Source organism: Okibacterium sp. AC114, from assembly GCF_979253355.1.
Genome location: NZ_CEEDBR010000001.1, coordinates 2339087 through 2358012, shown reverse-complemented (window position 1 = coordinate 2358012; position 18926 = coordinate 2339087). Strand labels below are relative to the sequence as shown.

Annotated in this window: 16 protein-coding genes; 13 read left to right on the top strand and 3 right to left on the bottom strand. The window is 66.1% G+C overall.

The window, feature by feature from the left end:
• Position 1 precedes the first annotated feature (1 nt).
• A complete protein-coding gene (locus ACZ6IE_RS10910) occupies positions 2-883 on the bottom strand; it encodes a MurR/RpiR family transcriptional regulator (protein WP_464607972.1) in 882 nt (293 codons plus the stop codon).
• Positions 884-1000: 117 nt separating this feature from the next.
• Here ACZ6IE_RS10910 and ACZ6IE_RS10905 point away from each other — a divergent pair, with 117 nt between their 5' ends.
• The 5 genes from ACZ6IE_RS10905 (at position 1001) to ACZ6IE_RS10885 (ending at position 6373) form a co-directional block, all read left to right on the top strand.
• Positions 1001-2365 (top strand): MFS transporter, encoded by a 1365-nt coding sequence (locus ACZ6IE_RS10905; RefSeq protein WP_464607971.1) that lies wholly within the window; start codon positions 1001-1003, stop codon positions 2363-2365.
• Positions 2362-3528, top strand: coding sequence for an anhydro-N-acetylmuramic acid kinase (locus ACZ6IE_RS10900; protein ID WP_464607970.1), 1167 nt, complete (start codon positions 2362-2364; stop codon positions 3526-3528). Before ACZ6IE_RS10905 ends, ACZ6IE_RS10900 begins: the two co-directional genes overlap by 4 nt.
• 55 nt (positions 3529-3583) lie before the next feature.
• Complete coding sequence (murQ, locus tag ACZ6IE_RS10895) at positions 3584-4522, top strand: N-acetylmuramic acid 6-phosphate etherase (RefSeq protein WP_464607969.1); 939 nt, start codon at positions 3584-3586, stop codon at positions 4520-4522.
• A gap of 24 nt (positions 4523-4546) precedes the next feature.
• Complete coding sequence (gene nagB, locus ACZ6IE_RS10890; protein ID WP_464607968.1) at positions 4547-5317, top strand: glucosamine-6-phosphate deaminase; 771 nt, start codon at positions 4547-4549, stop codon at positions 5315-5317.
• Positions 5318-5428: 111 nt separating this feature from the next.
• Positions 5429-6373, top strand: a complete 945-nt coding sequence (locus tag ACZ6IE_RS10885; RefSeq protein WP_464607967.1) for an AraC family transcriptional regulator — start codon at positions 5429-5431, stop codon at positions 6371-6373.
• 30 nt (positions 6374-6403) lie between these two features.
• On the opposite strand, the gene ACZ6IE_RS10880 is transcribed toward ACZ6IE_RS10885, so the two are convergent.
• The gene (locus ACZ6IE_RS10880; protein WP_464607966.1) at positions 6404-7009 is read right to left on the bottom strand and encodes a TetR/AcrR family transcriptional regulator; all 606 of its coding nucleotides are present in this window, start codon (positions 7007-7009) and stop codon (positions 6404-6406) included.
• Positions 7010-7138: 129 nt separating this feature from the next.
• Here ACZ6IE_RS10880 and ACZ6IE_RS10875 point away from each other — a divergent pair, with 129 nt between their 5' ends.
• Positions 7139-8173 (top strand): NAD(P)/FAD-dependent oxidoreductase, encoded by a 1035-nt coding sequence (locus tag ACZ6IE_RS10875; RefSeq protein ID WP_464607965.1) that lies wholly within the window; start codon positions 7139-7141, stop codon positions 8171-8173.
• 69 nt (positions 8174-8242) lie between these two features.
• On the opposite strand, the gene ACZ6IE_RS10870 is transcribed toward ACZ6IE_RS10875, so the two are convergent.
• Positions 8243-9196 (bottom strand): lysostaphin resistance A-like protein, encoded by a 954-nt coding sequence (locus ACZ6IE_RS10870; protein WP_464607964.1) that lies wholly within the window; start codon positions 9194-9196, stop codon positions 8243-8245.
• 157 nt (positions 9197-9353) lie between these two features.
• On the opposite strand from ACZ6IE_RS10870, the gene ACZ6IE_RS10865 reads away from it, so the two are divergent.
• The 7 genes from ACZ6IE_RS10865 (at position 9354) to ACZ6IE_RS10835 (ending at position 18926) form a co-directional block, all read left to right on the top strand.
• Positions 9354-10820, top strand: coding sequence for a tyrosine-protein kinase domain-containing protein (locus tag ACZ6IE_RS10865; RefSeq protein WP_464607963.1), 1467 nt, complete (start codon positions 9354-9356; stop codon positions 10818-10820).
• A gap of 125 nt (positions 10821-10945) precedes the next feature.
• Positions 10946-11551 carry an arsenate reductase/protein-tyrosine-phosphatase family protein gene (locus ACZ6IE_RS10860; protein ID WP_464607962.1) on the top strand — a complete coding sequence of 202 codons (606 nt, stop codon included), beginning with the start codon at positions 10946-10948 and terminating at the stop codon, positions 11549-11551.
• A 3-nt stretch (positions 11552-11554) separates the two neighbouring features.
• Entirely contained in the window at positions 11555-12562 is a 1008-nt protein-coding gene (locus ACZ6IE_RS10855) for a hypothetical protein (RefSeq protein ID WP_464607961.1), read from the top strand.
• Between the two features lie 283 nt (positions 12563-12845).
• Positions 12846-14549, top strand: a complete 1704-nt coding sequence (locus ACZ6IE_RS10850) for a sugar transferase (RefSeq protein WP_464607960.1) — start codon at positions 12846-12848, stop codon at positions 14547-14549.
• Positions 14550-14878: 329 nt separating this feature from the next.
• The gene (locus ACZ6IE_RS10845) at positions 14879-16633 is read left to right on the top strand and encodes a glycosyltransferase (protein WP_464607959.1); all 1755 of its coding nucleotides are present in this window, start codon (positions 14879-14881) and stop codon (positions 16631-16633) included.
• Positions 16630-17526 carry a glycosyltransferase family 2 protein gene (locus tag ACZ6IE_RS10840; protein WP_464607958.1) on the top strand — a complete coding sequence of 299 codons (897 nt, stop codon included), beginning with the start codon at positions 16630-16632 and terminating at the stop codon, positions 17524-17526. Before ACZ6IE_RS10845 ends, ACZ6IE_RS10840 begins: the two co-directional genes overlap by 4 nt.
• Complete coding sequence (locus ACZ6IE_RS10835; RefSeq protein WP_464607957.1) at positions 17523-18926, top strand: O-antigen ligase family protein; 1404 nt, start codon at positions 17523-17525, stop codon at positions 18924-18926. The genes ACZ6IE_RS10840 and ACZ6IE_RS10835 overlap by 4 nt, the downstream gene beginning before the upstream one ends.

Here is an 18926-nt window from a genome sequence, read left to right as displayed (position 1 = left end):
CTCAGCTGCGCGCGACCGCCCGATATGTGCGCTGCAAGGCCGACGTCGACGCCTCGTAGTTCGCCTGCGCCACCCCGGTGAACAGGCAATCCACGACGAGTAACTGCGCGATGCGGCTGCCGAGCGCCCCCGACCGCAGCGGGCTCTCGCGCGCGGCCGTGCGCAAAACGGTGTCGGCCAGCGTCGCGAGCGGCGAGTTCTCGTCGTTCGTGATGGCGATGGTCGCCGCGCCGGATTCCTTCGCGAGCCGCAAGAACTCGTAGGTGTCGGTCGTCGCCCCCGAGTGCGAGATGGCCACGGCCACGGCGTCACCGTCGAGCACGGCGGCCGCGGTCCAGGCGGTGTGCGCCTCCGACCATTCGAGTGCCACGCGCCCGATGCGCGACAGCTTGCGCTGCAGGTCCATCGCCACGATGGCGCTGGCACCCACGCCGTAGATGTCCACGCGGCGCGCACCCGTGATCGCCGCGACGGCGCGCTCCAGGTTGTCGATGTCGAGAATCTCTGCCGTGTCGGCGATCGAGAGGGCCTCGGTGGCGGCGATCTTGGCCACCACGTCGGTGAGCGAATCGTCGGGCGAGATGTCGGATGCCGGAACCGACGACTCGGAGGTCGCCATCCGTTCGCGCAGGTTCTGCTCGGTCAGGTCCTGCCGCAGGTCGCGGTATTTCTCATAACCCATGCGCCGCGTGAACCGCACGACCGTGGTCGTCGATGTCTCGGACTGTTCGGCGATCTCGCCGATCGACCGCCCGGCGAACGCCTCGGGGTCGGCCAGCAGTGCCTCGGCGATGCGCCGCTCGGCCGGCCGCAGCGTGGGCAGCAGCGCGCGGACCTCGATCAGCACCGTGCGCGATCCGGGCCGCCCCTTGCGTGGGTTCATGCTGTCATTGTCCCGTGTTCCGCCGTCAGGAACAAAAGTTACACGCCAGTAACAAACTGAGGTAACTTTATGACCTAGGGTTGGTGACATCCCCGCCGGAACCAAAGGAGGTACCCCGTGTCTATCGCCACCGCTCCCACCGTGAGCCCGAAAGCACGTCGCCGCGCCATCGTCGCCGGCAGTGTCGGAAACTTCATCGAATGGTACGAATTCGGCATCTACGGATTCTTCGCCACCATCATCGCCAGCCAGTTCTTCAGCGGCGGCCAGCAATCGGGGGTCGAGGCCCTCATCGCCACCTACGCCTCCTTCGCCATCAGCTTCTTCTTCCGCCCCGTCGGCGCCGCCCTCTTCGGGCGCATCGGCGACCGCATCGGCCGCAAACCCACGCTCATCATCGTGCTCATCATGATGTCGGTGGCCACGGCGCTCATCGGCGTTCTGCCCACCTACGCCTCGATCGGCGTCGCCGCGCCCATCCTGCTGACGCTCGTCCGCATCCTGCAGGGTCTCTCGGCCGGTGGCGAGTTCGGCGGTGCCGTGTCGGTCATGACCGAGTTCGCGCCCGCCGGCAAGCGCGGCATCTACGGCGCGTGGCAGTCGTTCACGGTCGCCCTCGGCCTCCTGGCGGGTGCCGGCACGAGCGCCCTGCTCGCGACCCTGCTGAGCGAAGCCGATCTCGCGGCCTGGGGATGGCGCATCGCCTTCCTCGTGGCGCTTCCCCTCGGTGCCGTGGCGCTCCTGTTGCGCCTGAACCTGGAGGAGACCCCCGCGTTCCAGAAGGTGGAGCAGGCGAAGGCAACCGGTGCGCCCGCCGGGACCGCTGCCGCCGCGAAATCAGACGCCGACGCCCTGGCCGACGCCCCCGTCATCCGTGCCGGCGCCGCCGAGACGGCTAAGGCCATCTTCGTGGGCATCGCGCGCCTCATGGGCTGGTCGGCCGCGGGTTACACGTTCCTCGTTGTCATCCCGTCTTATCTGCAGAGCACGCTCAACGCCTCGTTCCAGCAGGCGCTGCTCGCCACGGTGTTCGCCAACCTCGGTTTCGCCGCCGCGATCCTCCCGGCCGGATGGCTGTCCGACCGCATCGGGCGGCGCTGGGTCATGCTCACGGGTTCGCTCGCCATCCTCGTGCTCGCCCTACCCCTGCTCAACCTGCTGCAGGACCCGAACTCCACTGTCGAGGTTCGCTCGTTCGCCGTGATCGTCGCGGGCTTCGCGGTCGGCCTCATCGCGGGCCCCGGACCGGCCATGCTCGCCGAGATGTTCCCCACCACGGTGCGTTACACGGGTCTCGGCCTCGCCTACTCCATCTCGAACGCCGTCTTCTCGGGTAGCGCGGGCCTCATCATCACGTCGCTCATCGCCGCCACGGGCAACATCGATGTGCCGGCCTACTACGTCATGGCCACGTGCTTCGTGAGCGCCATCGCGATCGCCACGTTGAAGGGCGACGCCCACCGCAAGGAGCTGCGCAAATGACTTCTGTACCCACCCGTGTGATCGGCCTCATGTCGGGCACGTCGCACGACGCCATCGACGCCGCGGCCGCCGACATCCGCGTCGAGGGGGACACACTCGTAGTCACGCCGCTCGGCCTGATCAGCGTGCCCTACGCCCCCGAACTGCGGGCCGCCATCTCGGCCGCCCTGCCGCCCGCGCGCACCACGGTCGACGAGGTCTGCCGGCTCGACACGCGCATCGGCCAGGCGTTCGCGGATGTCGCAGCCCGGGCCCTCGACGAACTCTGCGACGGCCGCGCCGACCTCATCGTCTCGCACGGCCAGACGCTCTATCACTGGGTCGAGGACGGCCGCGTCGAGGGCACCCTGCAGCTCGGCCAACCCGCCTGGATCGCCGAGAAGACGGGCCTCACCGTGGTCGCCGACCTGCGTTCGCGCGATGTCGCCGCTGGTGGGCAGGGTGCGCCGCTCGTGAGCATCATCGACGCGCTGTGGCTCGCCGGCGAATCGGCGGCCGCCGTCAACCTCGGGGGCATCGCGAACGCGACGCTCGTGTCGCCCTCGGCCGACCCCATCGCCTTCGACACGGGGCCCGCCAACGCCCTCATCGACGCCGTCGTCGCGGAACACACCCTGGGTGCCGAGCACTTCGACGCCGACGGGGCGCTCGCGGGCGCCGGCACGGTCGACGACGCGCTGCTCGAACGCCTGCTCGACGAGGACTACTACGCGCTTCCGGCCCCCAAATCGACGGGCAAGGAGCTCTTTCACCTGGGCTATCTCGGGCCCTTCCTTGCGGGCCACGAGACTCCCGGCATCCAGGATCTGGTCGCCACTCTGACGGCCCTGACGTCTCGCACCGTGGCCGATGCGGTGCGCGGGGCCGACCGCGTGATCGTCGCGGGCGGCGGAACCCTCAACCCCGTGCTGATGGGCATGTTGCGCGCCGAGTTGCCGCACGCCGACGTGGTGACGAGCGACACGCTGGGCCTGCCGTCGGCCGCCAAGGAGGCGCTCGCGTTCGCCGTGCTGGGCTTCCTGACGGTCAACGGCCAAGCCGGCACCCTGCCGTCGTGCACCGGCGCACGTCACGCGAGCGTGCTGGGCGCCATCGTGCCGGGGGAGTCGCTGCCCGAGCGCGTGCTCACCGGCCCGCCCCGCGCCCTGCGCTTCGAGCGCTGACCAACCGACCGGCTGCCCAGGCCACACCTCGCCGAACGTGAACCAAGGAACGCAGATGTCCTCAGAAGAACTCGACTCCCTCGCCTCGCTCTACACCGAGGGGCCGAATGCGAAAACGACCGACCTCGACACCTTCGACACCCTGCGGGTGCTCGAGGTCATGAACGACGAAGACCAGCTGGTCGCGCCGGCCGTGCGCCGCGTGCTGCCCGAGATCGCGCAAGCCGTCGAGCTCATCGCGGCGGCACGTCGCGCGGGCGGACGCCTCATCTACATCGGCGCCGGCACGAGCGGACGCCTCGGCCTGCTCGACGCCGTCGAATGCCCGCCCACGTTCGGCACCGACCCCTCCGAGGTGCTCGGGCTCATCGCGGGCGGCGAGAACGCCTTCGTGCGGGCCGTCGAGGGCGCCGAAGACGATCCGGCCCTCGCCGTCACCGAGCTCGAGGCGGCGCACGTCGGGCCATCCGATGTCGTCGTCGGCCTGGCCGCCAGCGGCCGCACGCCCTATGTGATCGGCGGCCTGCGCTATGCGCGCGAACAGGGTGCCGCGACGGTCGCCATCTCGTGCAACCCCGGCGCCCGCATCAGCGCCGAAGCGGATGTCGCGATCGAGGTGCTCACGGGCCCCGAAGTGCTCACCGGTTCGACGCGTTTGAAGGCCGGCACCGCGCAGAAGCTCGTGTGCAACATGCTCACGACCGCCAGCATGGTGCGCACGGGCAAGGCCTACGGAAACCTCATGGTCGACCTACGGCCCACCAACGCCAAACTCGTCGACCGGGCGCAGCGCATCGTGGCCGAGGCTGCGCACGTCGACCGCGACCGTGCCGATGCGGCGCTCGAGGCCGCGAGCGATCACGCCAAAACGGCCGTCGTCATGCTGCTGGCCGACCGTGACGCCGAGCAGGCCGCCGCGTTGCTCGCGCTGGCCGACGGCAATGTGCGGCGGGCCGTCGCGCTCGCCGCCTCGCCCTCCGAGCGCTCGATCTAGAGAAAACGTATTCAGGAGATATCCGTGGAAGTCATCATCGTCCCGACCGCGCAGGAGGTCGGCGAGCTCGCCGCCGCCCGCATCGCCGACCTCGTCGAGCGCACACCCGACGCCGTGCTCGGCCTCGCCACCGGTTCGAGCCCGCAGGGTGTCTACGCCGAGCTGCACCGCCGCGTGCGGGCGGGTGCGCTCGCGTTCAGCGGCGCGCGCGGTTTCGCGCTCGACGAATACGTTGGCCTCCCGCTCGAACATCCCGAGTCCTACGCGAGCGTCATCGCGCGGGATGTCGTCGAACCGCTCGGTTTCGACCCGTCGAACGTGCGCGTGCCCGATGGCCGCGCCGACGACCTCGACCGCGCCGCGCGAGAGTACGACGAGGCCATCGCGGCGGCCGGCGGCATCGACCTGCAGATCCTCGGCATCGGCGCCAACGGCCACATCGGCTTCAACGAGCCCACCTCATCGTTCGCGTCCCGCACGCGCATCAAGACCCTCGCCCCGCAGACCCGGCTCGACAACGCGCGCTTCTTCGACCACCCCGACCAGGTGCCCACGCACTGCCTGACGCAGGGGCTCGGAACCATCCTCGAAGCCCGCGAGGTCGTGCTCGTGGCCCAGGGCGCGGGCAAGGCGGCGGCCATCGCGGCGGCGGTCGAGGGACCGCTGACGGCTCTCGTGCCGGGTTCGGCACTCCAGTTGCATCGACGCGCCACGGTCATCGTCGACGAGGATGCGGCATCCACCCTCACGCTCGCCGACTACTACCGCTACACCTACGCCCACAAACCCGCCTAGGCGGGATTCTCTTCGAACCGTCGAGAGCGGGGGGCGTCGTTCATCGAAGCGGTATGCGCATTTTGGCCACTTGCCACCGGGGGGTATTGCGGGCGAAAATACTTATGAGATATGAACGACGACTTCACCGCCTCGCGGTTCCGCACACGCGATCCCGAAGAGGCCCTGCCGGTGCTCGCGCGGCACTATTCAGCGGTGTCTCTGTCGACCGAGGAGCCCGAGCGTTTCGCCATCGATCACGCGATCTCCGGCGACAGCAGGCTCGCGGTCAGCCGAGTCGCCTTCGACTCGCGCGCCGAGGGCAACGTGCAGCTCGAGGACCGCTACTTCGTCGGGCACCTGCTCGCCGGTCGCATGAGCCTCGTCACGGGCCGCGACTCGGTCGACGTCACGCAGCCCATGCTCTACCCGCGCACCCTCTGCACGGTCGGGTGGCAAGATCTGCGAATGGCCATCGTCACGATCGACGTCAGCGAGGTCGATCGCCTCGTGCGGCTCATGGGGGCCAACCCCCGCCGGCACTCGTTCACGGGCGTCAACCCGATCTCCCCGGCCCTCGGCACCCAGTGGGCGGCCATGGTCAAACATTTGAATCGGGATGTCTTCGGCCCCGCGAACCCCACTCCGACCCCGTTGCAGCGCGCTGAGGCCCGAGAAGCTCTCGCCTCGACCATGCTGCGCGTCTTTCCGAGCACCACGATGGATGGCTCCAACGCACGCGAGCAGCTGTGGGCTCCCGCCAACCTGCGCCGGGCCCTGCGCTTCATCGAAGAGAACGCGTCGGGTGCGGTGACGGTGTCGTCGATAGCCGAGGCGTCGGGCTACAGCATCCGGGGCCTGCAGAATGCGTTCCGCCGGTCGATGGACATGACGCCGCTGGCCTATCTCCGCCGCGTGCGCCTCGACGCCGTGCATTCGTCTCTGCGCGCGGCGACCCCGGCCGATGGCACGATCGCCGATATCGCCCGCGCCGCCGGGTTCACCCACATCGGCCGGTTCACCGAGCAGTACCGAGACGAATTCGGCATGACGCCGCGTCAGACCCGCGGGCTCTGAGTCGGCGTTCAGCGGGCCCTGAGGCGGGGCTCAGTCGTTGTAGCGCTCGGCCCCGAGGCTGCGGTCGTCGAGCCGGCGCAGCGCGTTCTCGACGAGGTAAGCCGCGCGGTTCGGCGGCATGCGGGGCGGTTCGGACGCTCGGGCCAGCGCGATCCCGTCGAGGGTGGCGAGCAGGAGTGCGCTCTCTGAGCCGGCATGCAGTTCGGGGTATATCTCGGCGACGACCTTCTCGAGTCGCTCCTCGAGCCGCTTCCAGGCGCCCTGATAGTTTTTCGCGAACTGGTCATTCGACGTCGACTTCGCCGCGAACCACAGCCACACGATGGCCGCCTCCCGCCCGTCGTCGGTCACGCAGGCGAGCGCCATGCACATCTGCTCGAAGCGGTCACGCACGCTGGGGGTCGCGGCCTCCATGGCCTCGAATCGGCGCCGGAAGCCCGCGATGATGTGATCCATCGCGGCCTGCAGCAGTTCGTCCTTCGAGGGGAAGTGTGTGGTGAGCTCGGCGACCGTCACATCCAGCTCGGCCGCCAGTCCGTCGATCGACGCCGCTTCGAGACCGTCGCGGGCGATGACGTGGACGAGTGCGTCGAGAACGTGGGCCGTCGCCGTTGAGGCCCGAGGTTCAGTTTCCATACCCGTAAGTATCCGCCATCCGCGGGCTTCTCCCGCGCACACGGCGAATCCGCGCCGATCTTGCGCATTCAGCAAGGTCTCTTGCTCCTCACGCTCAACCATTCGAGGATGGGGGAGAAGGAGATCACCATGACATTCGTTTCACAGCCCACCACTGCCCCCGCCGCCCGCCCCGACGTAGCCGACGTGCTCATCATCGGGGGAGGAGCCGCGGGCCTCTCGGCCGGCCTCGTCCTCGGCCGCGCCCGCCGCAGCGTGCTCATCGTCGACGGCGGCCAGCCGCGCAACGCCCCCGCCGAGGGCGTGCACGGCTACCTCACGCGCGACGGCATCCCGCCCGCCGAGCTCGTCGCCCGCGGCCGTGCCGAGGTCGAACACTACGGCGGTGTCATCCGCGACGGCCAGGTCGTCGACACGCGCCGCGACCCCGACGGGCTCTTCGTCGCCACGCTCGACGACGGTTCCGAGGTGCTCGGGCGTCGGCTGCTCATCGCGACCGGTCTCGTCGACGTGCTGCCCGACATCCCGGGTCTCGCCCCGCTCTGGGGCAAGGACGTGTTGCACTGCCCGTACTGCCACGGCTGGGAGGTGCGCGACCGCCGCATCGGTGTGCTCGCGACGAGCCCGCTGTCGTTCCACCAGGCCTGGATGTTCCGCCAGTGGTCCGCCGACCTCACCTTCTTCCTCGACGACGTCTTCGAGCCGAGCGACGAGCAGTGGGAGCAACTGGCGGCCCGCGGCATCCGTGTCGTGCGCGGCCCGGTCGCCCAGGTGACGCTCAACGACGACGGCCGGATGTCGGGCGTCACGCTCGCCGACGGCACCGCCTTCCCACTCGACGCCCTGGCCGTCGGCTCCCGCGTCGAGGCCCGCATCGCCCCGTTCGCGCCCCTCGGAGTCGTCGCCACCGACCACCCGACGGGCATGGGCACGTTCGTCGCGGTCGACGAGGCCGGGGCCACGGGCATCCCGGGCGTCTGGGCCATCGGCAACGTCTCCGAGCTGCGCACCCAGGTCTCGACCGCGGTCGCCGCCGGCAACTTCGCCGCCGCGCAGATCAACGCCGACCTCATCGCCGCCGACACGGCCGAGGCCGTCACCGCCTACCGCGCCCGCGCTACGGCCGCAGCTGCCGCGCCCGCCCCCGCGACGGTGTCTGCCTGAGTCGGCTCGCTCGTCGTCGTGGCGAAGGCGCAGGTCGTCTTCGCCGCGCGACGGGGCCGGCCGAGCGGTCTAAGCGACCGTGAGCCCCGCGATGATGATGAGGCCGTTGAAGGTGGCGTGCGCGATGATGGCGCCGCCGAGGCGCCCGGTGTAGGCCGCGAGGGCTCCGGTGCCGAGGCCGAGGATGAGGGTCGAGAGCCCGACCGACCACATGCCGACGCCGAACTGCGTCTGCAGCACGTGTACGACCGCGAAGACGACCGACGAGGCGATGATGGCGGTCACGGTGGCGCGGCGGCGATCCCGCGACACTCCGACGGGGCGGGCCGCGGCCAGGGCTGCCGAATCGGCGAGGGTCGGATGCGGGTGGGTGTGCGAGGCATCCCGGTGCGCGTGGTCGAGAGCCGACGTCGCGTGGCCGAGGCCGGTGGTGGGCTGCGGACCGGTCGCGGCCAGCACCACGGGAGCGGTGGCCGTTGCCAGGTCGCCGGCCGCGTCATCCGTGAGTCCGTCTCGTGAAGAGGCGACCGCGCCGTTATAGATAGAGCGCTGCAGCAACCCGCGGAAGAACAGCTCTTCGATGAGCGGCGCCAGGACGATGGGCGCCAGCAGTGTGCCGAACACCCACACGGCGTTGTATTCGACTTCGCCGATGGTGACGAAGCCGATGCTCATCTGCCCGTAGAAGGCGATCTCGATGAGGCTGGTCGCGACGCGCGCGAGCAGCCCGACCCCGAGGCCCCACAGGATGTCGATGAACCGGAAGCGCAGCCCGAAGTCGGCGGTGAGCGACCGGCGCCCCCGCAGGAACGAGGCCACGAGCACGGCGCCGAGCAGTGGAACCCACACGACCAGATAGCTGAGGAACGTGGCGACACCGATGGTCGTCGTCCACCCGGAGGTGAGGATGAGGGGCAGCAGCGCGGCGAAAACGAGCGCCAGACCGACCCCGATGGCCGCGTCGGTGGCACCCCAGCGCGGCACGCGTGGCGTGGCGAGGGGTCGAGACGTGGCGGCATCCATGTCACCAATGTAGGGGTTCGGCCCCCTCCTGTGGGCGGGGCTGGCGGGGTTAACCTGCTTGTAACCCCCCAAATGCGCGCATCCACCCGCCGTGTGGGATCATGAACCCGGGCATTCTCTCGTTCTGCCCGCTCGTTCAACAGGGGAGGACGCTCGAGTGGAGCTTCGCGACTACATCCGTATCCTGCGCAAGAGTTGGTTGCTCATCGTGTTGCTCACCCTCGTGGGTGTGGCGGCGGCGGCAACGTTCTCTCTGCTGCAGAAACCCATGTACACGGCATCCACGAAGGTCTTCGTGAGCACATCGGCGGGTCAAAGTGTTTCTGAGCTGGCGCAGGGCAACTCGTTCACGGTGCAGCGGGTCAAGACCTACTCCGACCTGGTGACGACCCCCATCGTGCTGCAGCCCGTCATCGCGGCCCTCGAGCTCAACATGACGTCGGATGACCTGGCGTCGGCCGTTTCGGCCTCTGCCCCTCTCGACACCACTCTCATCGAGATCAGCGTGTCGAACGAAGACCCGGTGCTCGCCGCCGACCTGGCCAACGCCATCTCGCAGTCGCTCACGGCCGTCGTGCAAGACATCGAGGCCCCAGAGGCCGGCAGTGAGAACACCAGCCCCGTGAAGCTCACGCGCGTTCAGGATGCCCCGGTGCCGCAGTCTCCCGTCAGCCCCAAGGTTCCGCTCAACGTCGCCCTCGGCGCGCTCGTCGGCCTGGCCCTCGGCCTCGCCATCGCGGTGCTGCGCGAGACGCTCGACAACCGGGTGCGCAACGAACGCGACGTGGCCCAGCTCACCGACGCCCCCATCATCGGCGGCATCGCGTTCGACCCCAAGGCCAAGACGCGCCCCCTCATCGTGCAGGCCGATCCGCGCAGCCCGCGGGCCGAGTCGTTCCGCACGCTGCGCACCAACCTCTCGTTCCTCGATATCGGCTCGGAGGATCGCAGTTTCGTGGTCACGAGCTCGGTGCAGTCCGAGGGCAAGAGCACGACGGCCGCCAACCTGGCCATCTCGTTGGCCGACTCGGGCGCCCGCGTGCTGCTCGTCGACGCCGACCTGCGCCGCCCGAAGGTGGCCGAGTACATGGGCCTCGAGGGCGCCGTCGGCATCACCGACGTGCTCATCGGCCGCGCCGAGTTGCTCGACGTGGTGCAGCCGTGGGGCCGCTCCAAGCTCTTCGTCCTGCCGGCCGGCAAGATTCCGCCGAACCCGTCCGAGCTGCTGGGCTCGTCGGCCATGGCCGACCTCATCGCCCTGTTCAACCGCGAGTTCGACGCCGTCATCTTCGACGCCCCGCCGCTCTTGCCCGTCACCGACGCGGCCATCCTGTCGAAGAGCGTCGGCGGCGCGATCCTCGTGGTCGCCGCGGGCCACACGCACAAGAACCAGTTGAAGGGTGCCGTTTCGGCACTCGAGAACGTGGGTGCGCCGATCTCGGGTCTCGTGCTGACCATGCTGCCCACCAAGGGCCCCGACGCCTACGGTTACGGCCGCTACGGCTACGCCTACGGGTATGGCTACGGTGACGAGGCGACGGTCGACCAGTCGGCCGTAGCCGAAGACGGTTCGCGCCCCGCCAAGCCCACGCCCTCCAAGAAGACGACCACCAAGGGCGCCTAAGCCCCTCACACACGTTTGTTCGCGCGATGCCGCGCACCGCGTCGGGCGTCCGCCAGCCAGCCCGTTCACCCGCGGTGTAGCGCGCAGTTCTACCCTGGGATGAAGTTCGGGAAAGGTTTTCGCTCGTGTCTGACGCAATCCGTGTACTACCCACTGTGAAGGTTCCTGCTTTGCGCGTTCTCACCGTCTGCACCGGCAACATCTGCCGCTCACCGATGGCCGAGCAGATGCTCGAGTCGGCGTTCCTGCAGGCGGGCATCGCCGCGCACGTGTCGAGCGCGGGCACACAGGCCATGGTCGGCCACGACATCACGCCCGAGACGGCCGCGCAGCTGAACGCCCACGGCGTTGCCCCCAAGGCGCACCGCTCGACGCAGCTCACCGAGGGTCTCGTCTCGGCCGCCGATCTCGTGCTGGTCGCCACGCGCGCCCACCGCAGCGAGGTCGTCTCGCTGCTGCCGCGGGCGTCGCGCTACACGTTCACCATCCGTCAGTTCGCGCGGCTGGTCGATTCGCTCGACGAGGGGGAGTGGCGCGACATCCGCTCGCTGTCCGATCTGGTGATGTCGGTGGCCGCGCAGCGCGGTTTCGCCCTGCCGCCCGAAGACCTCACGGTCGATGACGTCGTCGACCCCTACCGCCAGTCCGAGGCCGTCTATGCCGAGGTGGCCGACGAGCTCGACTCCTCGGTCGCCACCATCACGGCCGCTTTCGCGCGAGCGACGAAGTAGCCCATGGCACGGGGTAAGGGTTCGGGGGCGCCGCGTTCGCTGTGGCGCCGCGACGGCAGTTCGTCTGATCAGCCGCGGTGGCGCACCTGGTTGATCGTCGGTGTGGCGCTGTTCCTCGTCATCGACGTCGTCGTCATCGCCCTGGCTTTGGCGCAGAACCGCGCGCCGGCCGACGAGTCGACGTCCCGCCCCATCCCCACGTTCACCGACACGCCCGCGACTCCGGCGACCCCCGCCGCTCCGGGTGCCGGTTCGGGTGCCGGCGCGACCGGCGCTCCCGGCGCCGTCGACGACACCCTCCCCGTCACGCGCTTCATCGCCGCCGACAACGGCACGTCCGCCTGGCGGGCCACGCAGGGCTCGTGCCCCACGGGCGCCGGCGTGATCGAGCGCACCACAGACGGTGGCGTCACCTGGGTCAACGTGCCTGCCGCATCCCTCGACCTGCGCCAGATCTTCCGCTTCACGTCGCTCGGGGCCTCATCGGCCGCCATCGTCGGCACCACGGGCGACGACTGCACGCTCGAGGCGTTCCGCACGTTCTCGGCCGGCAGCACGTGGTCGGCCAACGCCGCCGAGCTCGCCGCCGCCACCTACATCGACCCGGCCGAGCCCACCGTGGTGCAGACGCCCGCCGGCCCCGTCACGCCGCCGTGCCCCAACCCGCGCCAGGTCGTTCCGGGCACCGCGAACCTCACCGTGCTGTGCACCGACCAGCTGTTGTCGCAGCAGTCGGGCGGCGCGTGGTCGAGCGCGCAGGTTCCGGGTGCGCTGGCCGCGACATCCACGTCGGATGGTCTCACGGTCGTGTCGACGGGCGTGCAGGGCTGCGCGGGTCTGTCGATCGCGACGCTGCCCGCCGACCTTTCGGGCGCACGCCTGACCCCGGTCGGATGCCTCGCCGCCGAAACGTCGCCCGCCGAGGTCGCGATCTCGGAGTCGATGGGGTCGCTGTGGCTCTGGTCCAACGCGGCCAGCTACGTCTCGCCCGACGGTGGAGCCACCTGGTAGGTGCTTTCACCCCACTTCGGGCGATGGATGGGCTTACATTCCGTCACGTGTCATTACGGACGGAATATCACCTCGTGCACATACTAAACTGGTCCATACGTTGTGTAACCCTTTCGGGGGCCGCGGTGGGTGCTCATGTCCCCTCTTCGGACACTTGTTGTATGACAAGACTGTGCCGAAGTATTAAAGGTGCATTAACGCTCATATCTCCAGCCATAGCGCCAGATATGGTTGGCAAACCGGTCAACGTTGACGAACTCAGCACCAGTACATCGGGGACAACATGATCGAGGACGTTTCGACGACAGCACGTGACCGTGCTGCGTCTGCCGCGCGGCCTGGGCCAGACGCGCCGGCTGCCGCAAGCGCCGCCGGCCGGCCCGGCACCCTCGACGACGCGCCCGCCTCGTCCGCCTCCTCCGCTTCGTCCACTTCCTCCACGTCTGGCTTCGGCACCGAGGGTGCAGCCACGGCTGCCTCGGCCTCTCGCCCCGGCGACCCCGACCGCAAGCCGGGCCTTCCCGGCACCCTCTCGGCCGCCCGCGCCGCCGCCCGCAACTGGCGTTCGGCCTACGGCTCCCGCCTCGTCTTCAGCGACCTGTTGGTGCTCGTCTGGGTCGTCTTCGGCGTGCAGATCGGCTACTTCGGTTACGACACCGCCAACGCCAACTTCGTGGGCGACCTGGCCGGCACGGTCGTCAGCTACACGGCCATCTCGTTGGCCATCATCGTCGGCTGGATGATCTCGCTCACCGCTTTCGGCAGCCGCGGCTATCGCGTGGTCGGGGTGGGCGTCACCGAATACAAGCTGATCGCCGATGCATCCGTGCGCTGGTTCGGGCTCGTGGCCATTATCGCGTTCCTGTTCAAGATCGACCTGGCCCGCGGCTACATCCTCATCGCGTTCCCGGTGGGCATGTTGTTGCTCATGTTCTCGCGCTGGATGTGGCGCCAGTGGCTGGGTGTGCAGCGTGCGCGCGGGGCGTATTCGTCGCAGGTGCTGTTGGTCGGCAGCGAAGAGTCGACGTCGCATATCGCGCGTGAACTGCAGCGTCAGCCGGCCGCCGGTTACCGCGTGGTGGGTGCCTGCATCCCGTCGGGCCGTGTCGCCGATTACCTGCCCGGCACCACCATCCCCGTCTCGGGCAACGTCGATTCGGTGATGGAAGCCATGGATGCCACGGGCGCCGACACCCTGGTCATCACGTCGTCCGATGAGCTGTCGCCTCAGAAGGTGCGCGAGCTCAGCTGGAACCTCGAGCCCGGCCGCCAACACCTCGTCGTGGCGCCCGCGCTGACCGACCTGGGTGGCCCCCGCATCCACACGCGCCCCGTCGCCGGCCTGCCGCTCATTCACGTGGAAACGCCGCGCTATGAGGGCCGCAAGCAGGTCGCGAAGCGCCTCTTCGACATCCTCGCCTCCGGCCTCCTCATCGTTCTGCTGTCGCCTGTGCTCGCCATCATCGCCATCACGGTGCGCCTCACCAGCCCGGGCCCTGTGCTGTTCCGCCAGCAGCGCGTGGGCATTCGGGGCAGTATGTTCTCGATGCTCAAGTTCCGCAGCATGGTCACGGATGCCGAAGCCCTCCTCCCCGCTTTGCAAGCCGAGTCGCGCGAAGCCGGCAACGAGGTGCTCTTCAAGATGAAGGACGACCCTCGCATCACGCGCATCGGCAAGGTGCTGCGCCGCTACTCCCTCGACGAGCTGCCCCAGATCTTCAACGTCTTCGCGGGCACCATGTCTCTCGTCGGCCCCCGCCCGCCCCTCGAATCCGAGGTCTCGGCCTACGAGAAGCACGTGCACCGCCGCTTCCTCGTCAAACCGGGCATCACGGGCCTCTGGCAGGTCTCGGGCCGCTCCAACCTCTCGTGGGAGGACACCGTGCGCCTCGACCTCTACTACGTCGAGAACTGGTCCATCACGGGCGACATCATCATCCTCTGGCGCACAGCCAAGGCCGTCGTAGCAAAAGAAGGAGCCTACTAATGGTGAGAAGGGCCAGTTTGAAGACTCGGGCTTCGTCAACGCGTGTCGTACACATAGGGGTCGTCGGGGACATCCCCGGGGGGATGGCACAGGTGGTCAATGAATATCTTTCATGGTCATTCGATCGTGTCGAACTCTCGGCGTGGGCATCCACCACTGGCAAGCATGACCCTAAGTCTGCTTTGCGCTGGGGGCGGACCATCGTGAGAGTCGTTGGATTGAGGTTGAGTCGGCGGAAAGCGGTAATCGTCGTCCATTTGTCCCAAGGGGGCTCATTCATTCGCGAAGGGTCTCTCATCGTTCTTGCGCGAACGCTAGGACTGCCGGCGGTGGCGCACCTGCATGGAAGTGACTTTGAAGCTTTCGCTGCTAAATCAAAAAAGCTCGTGAGTTTCGTCCTTCGAAAGGCCTCGAAAGTTCTGGTGTTGACGTCGGCATCTGCGAGGGTGGTGGAGCGCCGGCTCGGTTCCTCGCCAGTTCCAGTCAGTATTGTGTCGAATGCTGTTCGACTGTCTGACACACATCAAGAAAAGAACAACCTCGTTATTTTCGCCGGCGAAGTGGGCCAACGTAAAGGCGCGGATGTGCTCATTGAAGCTTGGACGAAAATTGATGAGTCAATCAAGTCGACATGGAAGTTGCATATTTGTGGTCCGCTGGCGGAGGGGTTTCGGCCCGATGTAAAAGACGACGACGATCGAATTGAGCTTCACGGTGCTGTCGACAGGGCGTTGGTTGGGTCGCTTCTTGGTAGAGCGAAGATAGCTGTTCTTCCCTCGAGACACGAGGCTCTCCCTATGTTCTTATTGGAAGCAATGGCGCACAGGGTAGCGGCGGTGTCTACGCCCGTCGGAGAAATTGAGGCCTTGCTGGCGGATGGGGCGGGTGTGCTTACCCCTGTGGGCGATTCAACTGCATTGTCGGCAGCCTTGAGCTCTCTTATGCGGAACCCGCGAGACGTACAGAACATAGCCGACACAGGTCTGGCAAAAGTGGAGTCCACCTACTCTTCTGAGGTGGTGTCAAGCGTTCTGGAAGAAGAATGGCTCTCCGTCGTTCATGATGGCGACAATCGCGATCCGTTGACGAGCGGGCGGTCAACTTTGGGGGAACTCGGGGGCAAGACGGCCTTACTTGTTGCATCGACTGGAGGGCATCTCGCTCAACTCGACAAACTGCATGCCAGTCATCTGCGCGTAGCCGAAGAATCGACGTGGGTGACATTCGAAAATGAACAGTCACGTTCCATCCTCTCCCAGCGAAAAGTCTTTTGGCTGCCCTACATCCCGTCCCGGGGGTGGCGTGAATCGATCTCCGCACTTCCCAAAATGTTCCGGGTGCTCCGGCGGAGCAATGCAGAAGTCGTTGTAAGCACTGGCGCCGCTATAGCGATGGTTGCGCTGCCTATGGCGCGCTTGATGGGCAAGAAGGTTCACTACATCGAAAGCGTTTCCCGTTTCGATGGACCTTCGCTGACTGGGCGCATGATTTCCTATTTCCCCGGCATCCGACTTCACACACAACATCCGAACTGGGCTTCCAAGCGATGGGTGAACGACATTTCACTCTTGGATGACTACAGGATTGTAGAGGCGCCGATTCGCGGCCGGGCCGGAACAGATGCGCCGACTGTGTTTGTCACATTGGGAACGATCAAGCCGTATAGGTTCGACGCCCTTGTCGACCGGCTCATGGAGATATTGCCTTCTGGAGCACGGGTCACTTGGCAGGTTGGCGAGACCGAGCGCAAAGATCTCCCAGGGGACGTTCGCACCTCTATGTCGTCCGCCGACATGGACAAACATCTCTCGGAATCGGACTACATCATCAGCCATGCTGGTGTGGGGACTGCCCTACGAGCAATGGATTTAGGACGTCGACCGGTCCTTGTGCCTCGACGTTCCGCTCGTGGCGAGCATGTCGACGACCACCAGATACAGATCGCGAGGGAGCTTGCCGTCCGCGGTCTCGCCATTGCGAGTGAGGTGGATGACCTTACTTTTGAAGACCTAGTTTCTGCCTCCGCTTTTGAACTGGAATTCGAGCCAGCTGGGACCGAGAAGTCAGAGAGCGAGGCAGCATGAGTGACTGGCCTTCACAGCTCGATTCAATTGCGTGCGTCATTCCGACACACTCTCGAGATGAGTTGCTCAGCGAAGCTATCGAGTCGGTGCTGGGTCAGACGGTGAGGCCCGAGCGGATCGTCGTCGTCGACGACGTAGCTTCCGCTGAAACAGAGTCATTGCTGAAGCGACTCGACGAAACAGCGAGCATTCCTCTCCACTATTTGACCAACCTCGATCCATCAACTCCGGGTGCGAGCGGTTCAAGAAACGCTGGAGCGGCCTTTGTTGAAAGTGAATACATCGCCTTTCTCGACGATGACGACTTATGGGAGCCTCGCTACCTCGAGGAATCTATGGCTCAACTTCGTGGAAATCCGGAAATCAGTATGGTCGTGACTTGGACCAAAATGACACGTGGGAAATTTGAAGGGCCTGGTCTAAGTATCGAGCCAAATGCTTCGTCTTCGGATGTACTTCATCGGAACCCCGGTCTTACCGGAAGCAACTTCGTTATTCGGCGTTCGGCGTTCGTCCGCCTTCAGTTTGATCCAGGTCTTCCAGTTGCCAATGACCGCGACTTCCTTATTCGATTCCTCGATGGCGGCGGCAGGTATGGTATCGCCGAGGAGCCGCTGGTCGTTCAGCGAGCTCACGACTTCGGGCAGCTCACGTCCCGCACGGAAAGACGGGCGCGCGGTTTAGAAGCGTTTCTCGCGAAGTATTCTGACCGCATGACACGAGCTGACCGTTTGGAGCTCGAAAGGATCATTCACAGCATTCGTCGGGTTTCAAGCGAAACGCGCCTGGGACGGCTGAAGCATTCCTTATTGCAAGTAGTCAAGGATTCCCCGAAGAGGATGGCGATCGCCGCGTTGGAGCGGCTGAGTGGAAGACCGACGATATACAAATGAAAGAACGAGTATCCCTTCGCTCCGACCGTCTATTCCCTGAATTCGCGTCAGGCGGAGCCTTTTGGTTCCTCACAGGGCTAGTCGTCACTGTCTTCCTTTCGCTCGGAGTGACGTTCTCCCCCCTGTGGGCAGTCGCGCCGATCGCTTTGGCCGTGTTAGGTGTAATGCTGTTTGCGCCGATTCCAGTCGGGACGTTCCTCCTCATCCTCCTAAGGACCCTGAGTGACTCGGCGGTGTTTTCGGCTTCGCTTTCGTCTGTTCTCAACATCGGAATCGCTGGGCTCGCTGTTCTAATGGTGATTGTTCAGATGCTTGGGCCGAGCCGGCATATCAGGCTCGGACGATTCAGCATTTTGCTCCTGGTCGGACTTTTCGTGTTTACTGTGGTCGGGATCTCGTCCTTCGGACCCAATGGCGACATGTTGAGCGACTCGTTGCGGTTGATCTCTGTGGTGAGCATCGTTGCCCTTGCCACGATGGTGGTTCGCCGATATTCGTCGAAACTGCTGTGCCTCTTACTTCTCTGGGCCAGCGTGCCTGCAGCGCTACTCACTGTCTTCGGATTCATCACACATAACGCTCTGTTTTATTCGTCTTCGACAGGCAGGGCTTTCGGAAGCTTCCCACACCCGGTAGCTGCAGCTGGTTACTTCTCGATCCTCGCGATCGTGGCGCTATTTGCTCTCCTCCAATATCGACAACGAATCTCACTCGTCTTGTTCGGCGTGTTCGCGCTAGCCGCCTTGGGCACGTCAAGTCTTGGGGGCCTCGTCACGTTGGCCGTGGGCATCGGCGTTCTTTTGATCCTCCTCGGCGCCAGAACGCGAGGCCGGAACGCCGTGGTCGTTGGGGTAGCCCTGATCGCCACGGTCGGTCTCGTTGTTGCCGGACAGTCGGTCGTAGAAAGAATTGTCGGGCTGACGGACACCGATTTGTTTGCTGAGGTGGGGCAAAGCGGCGCTACTAACAGCACTACGTGGCGATTCAGGAACTGGCTTGCTCTTCTCCAGTTCTGGCAGGAGCGTCCGGTGCTCGGTTGGGGGTACGGGGCAACCACTACGCAAATCCGACCTCTGGGTGAGCTGCCCCACAGCGGCCCGGTGAAGCTACTCGTCGAAACCGGCACCATCGGCTTTGCGGCAGCAATCATCGCCGTTATCGGGCTTGTAATTGTTGCTATGCGGAAACTGCGGACCGCGGATCGAAACCTAGCAGCTCTCCAACTTGCCGTGCTTAGTGCTGCAATGACTAATTCGCTCACGTCGAACACACTGACGTACATTCCGATGTTGATTGCGATTGGCGTTGCGTGGGCAGTGGGGGCGGGTGAGCAATCTTCAACTACCGACCGAACGAACTCCTTGCCCGTCAAAGCGTACGCACGCCCAAGGTACAAATGA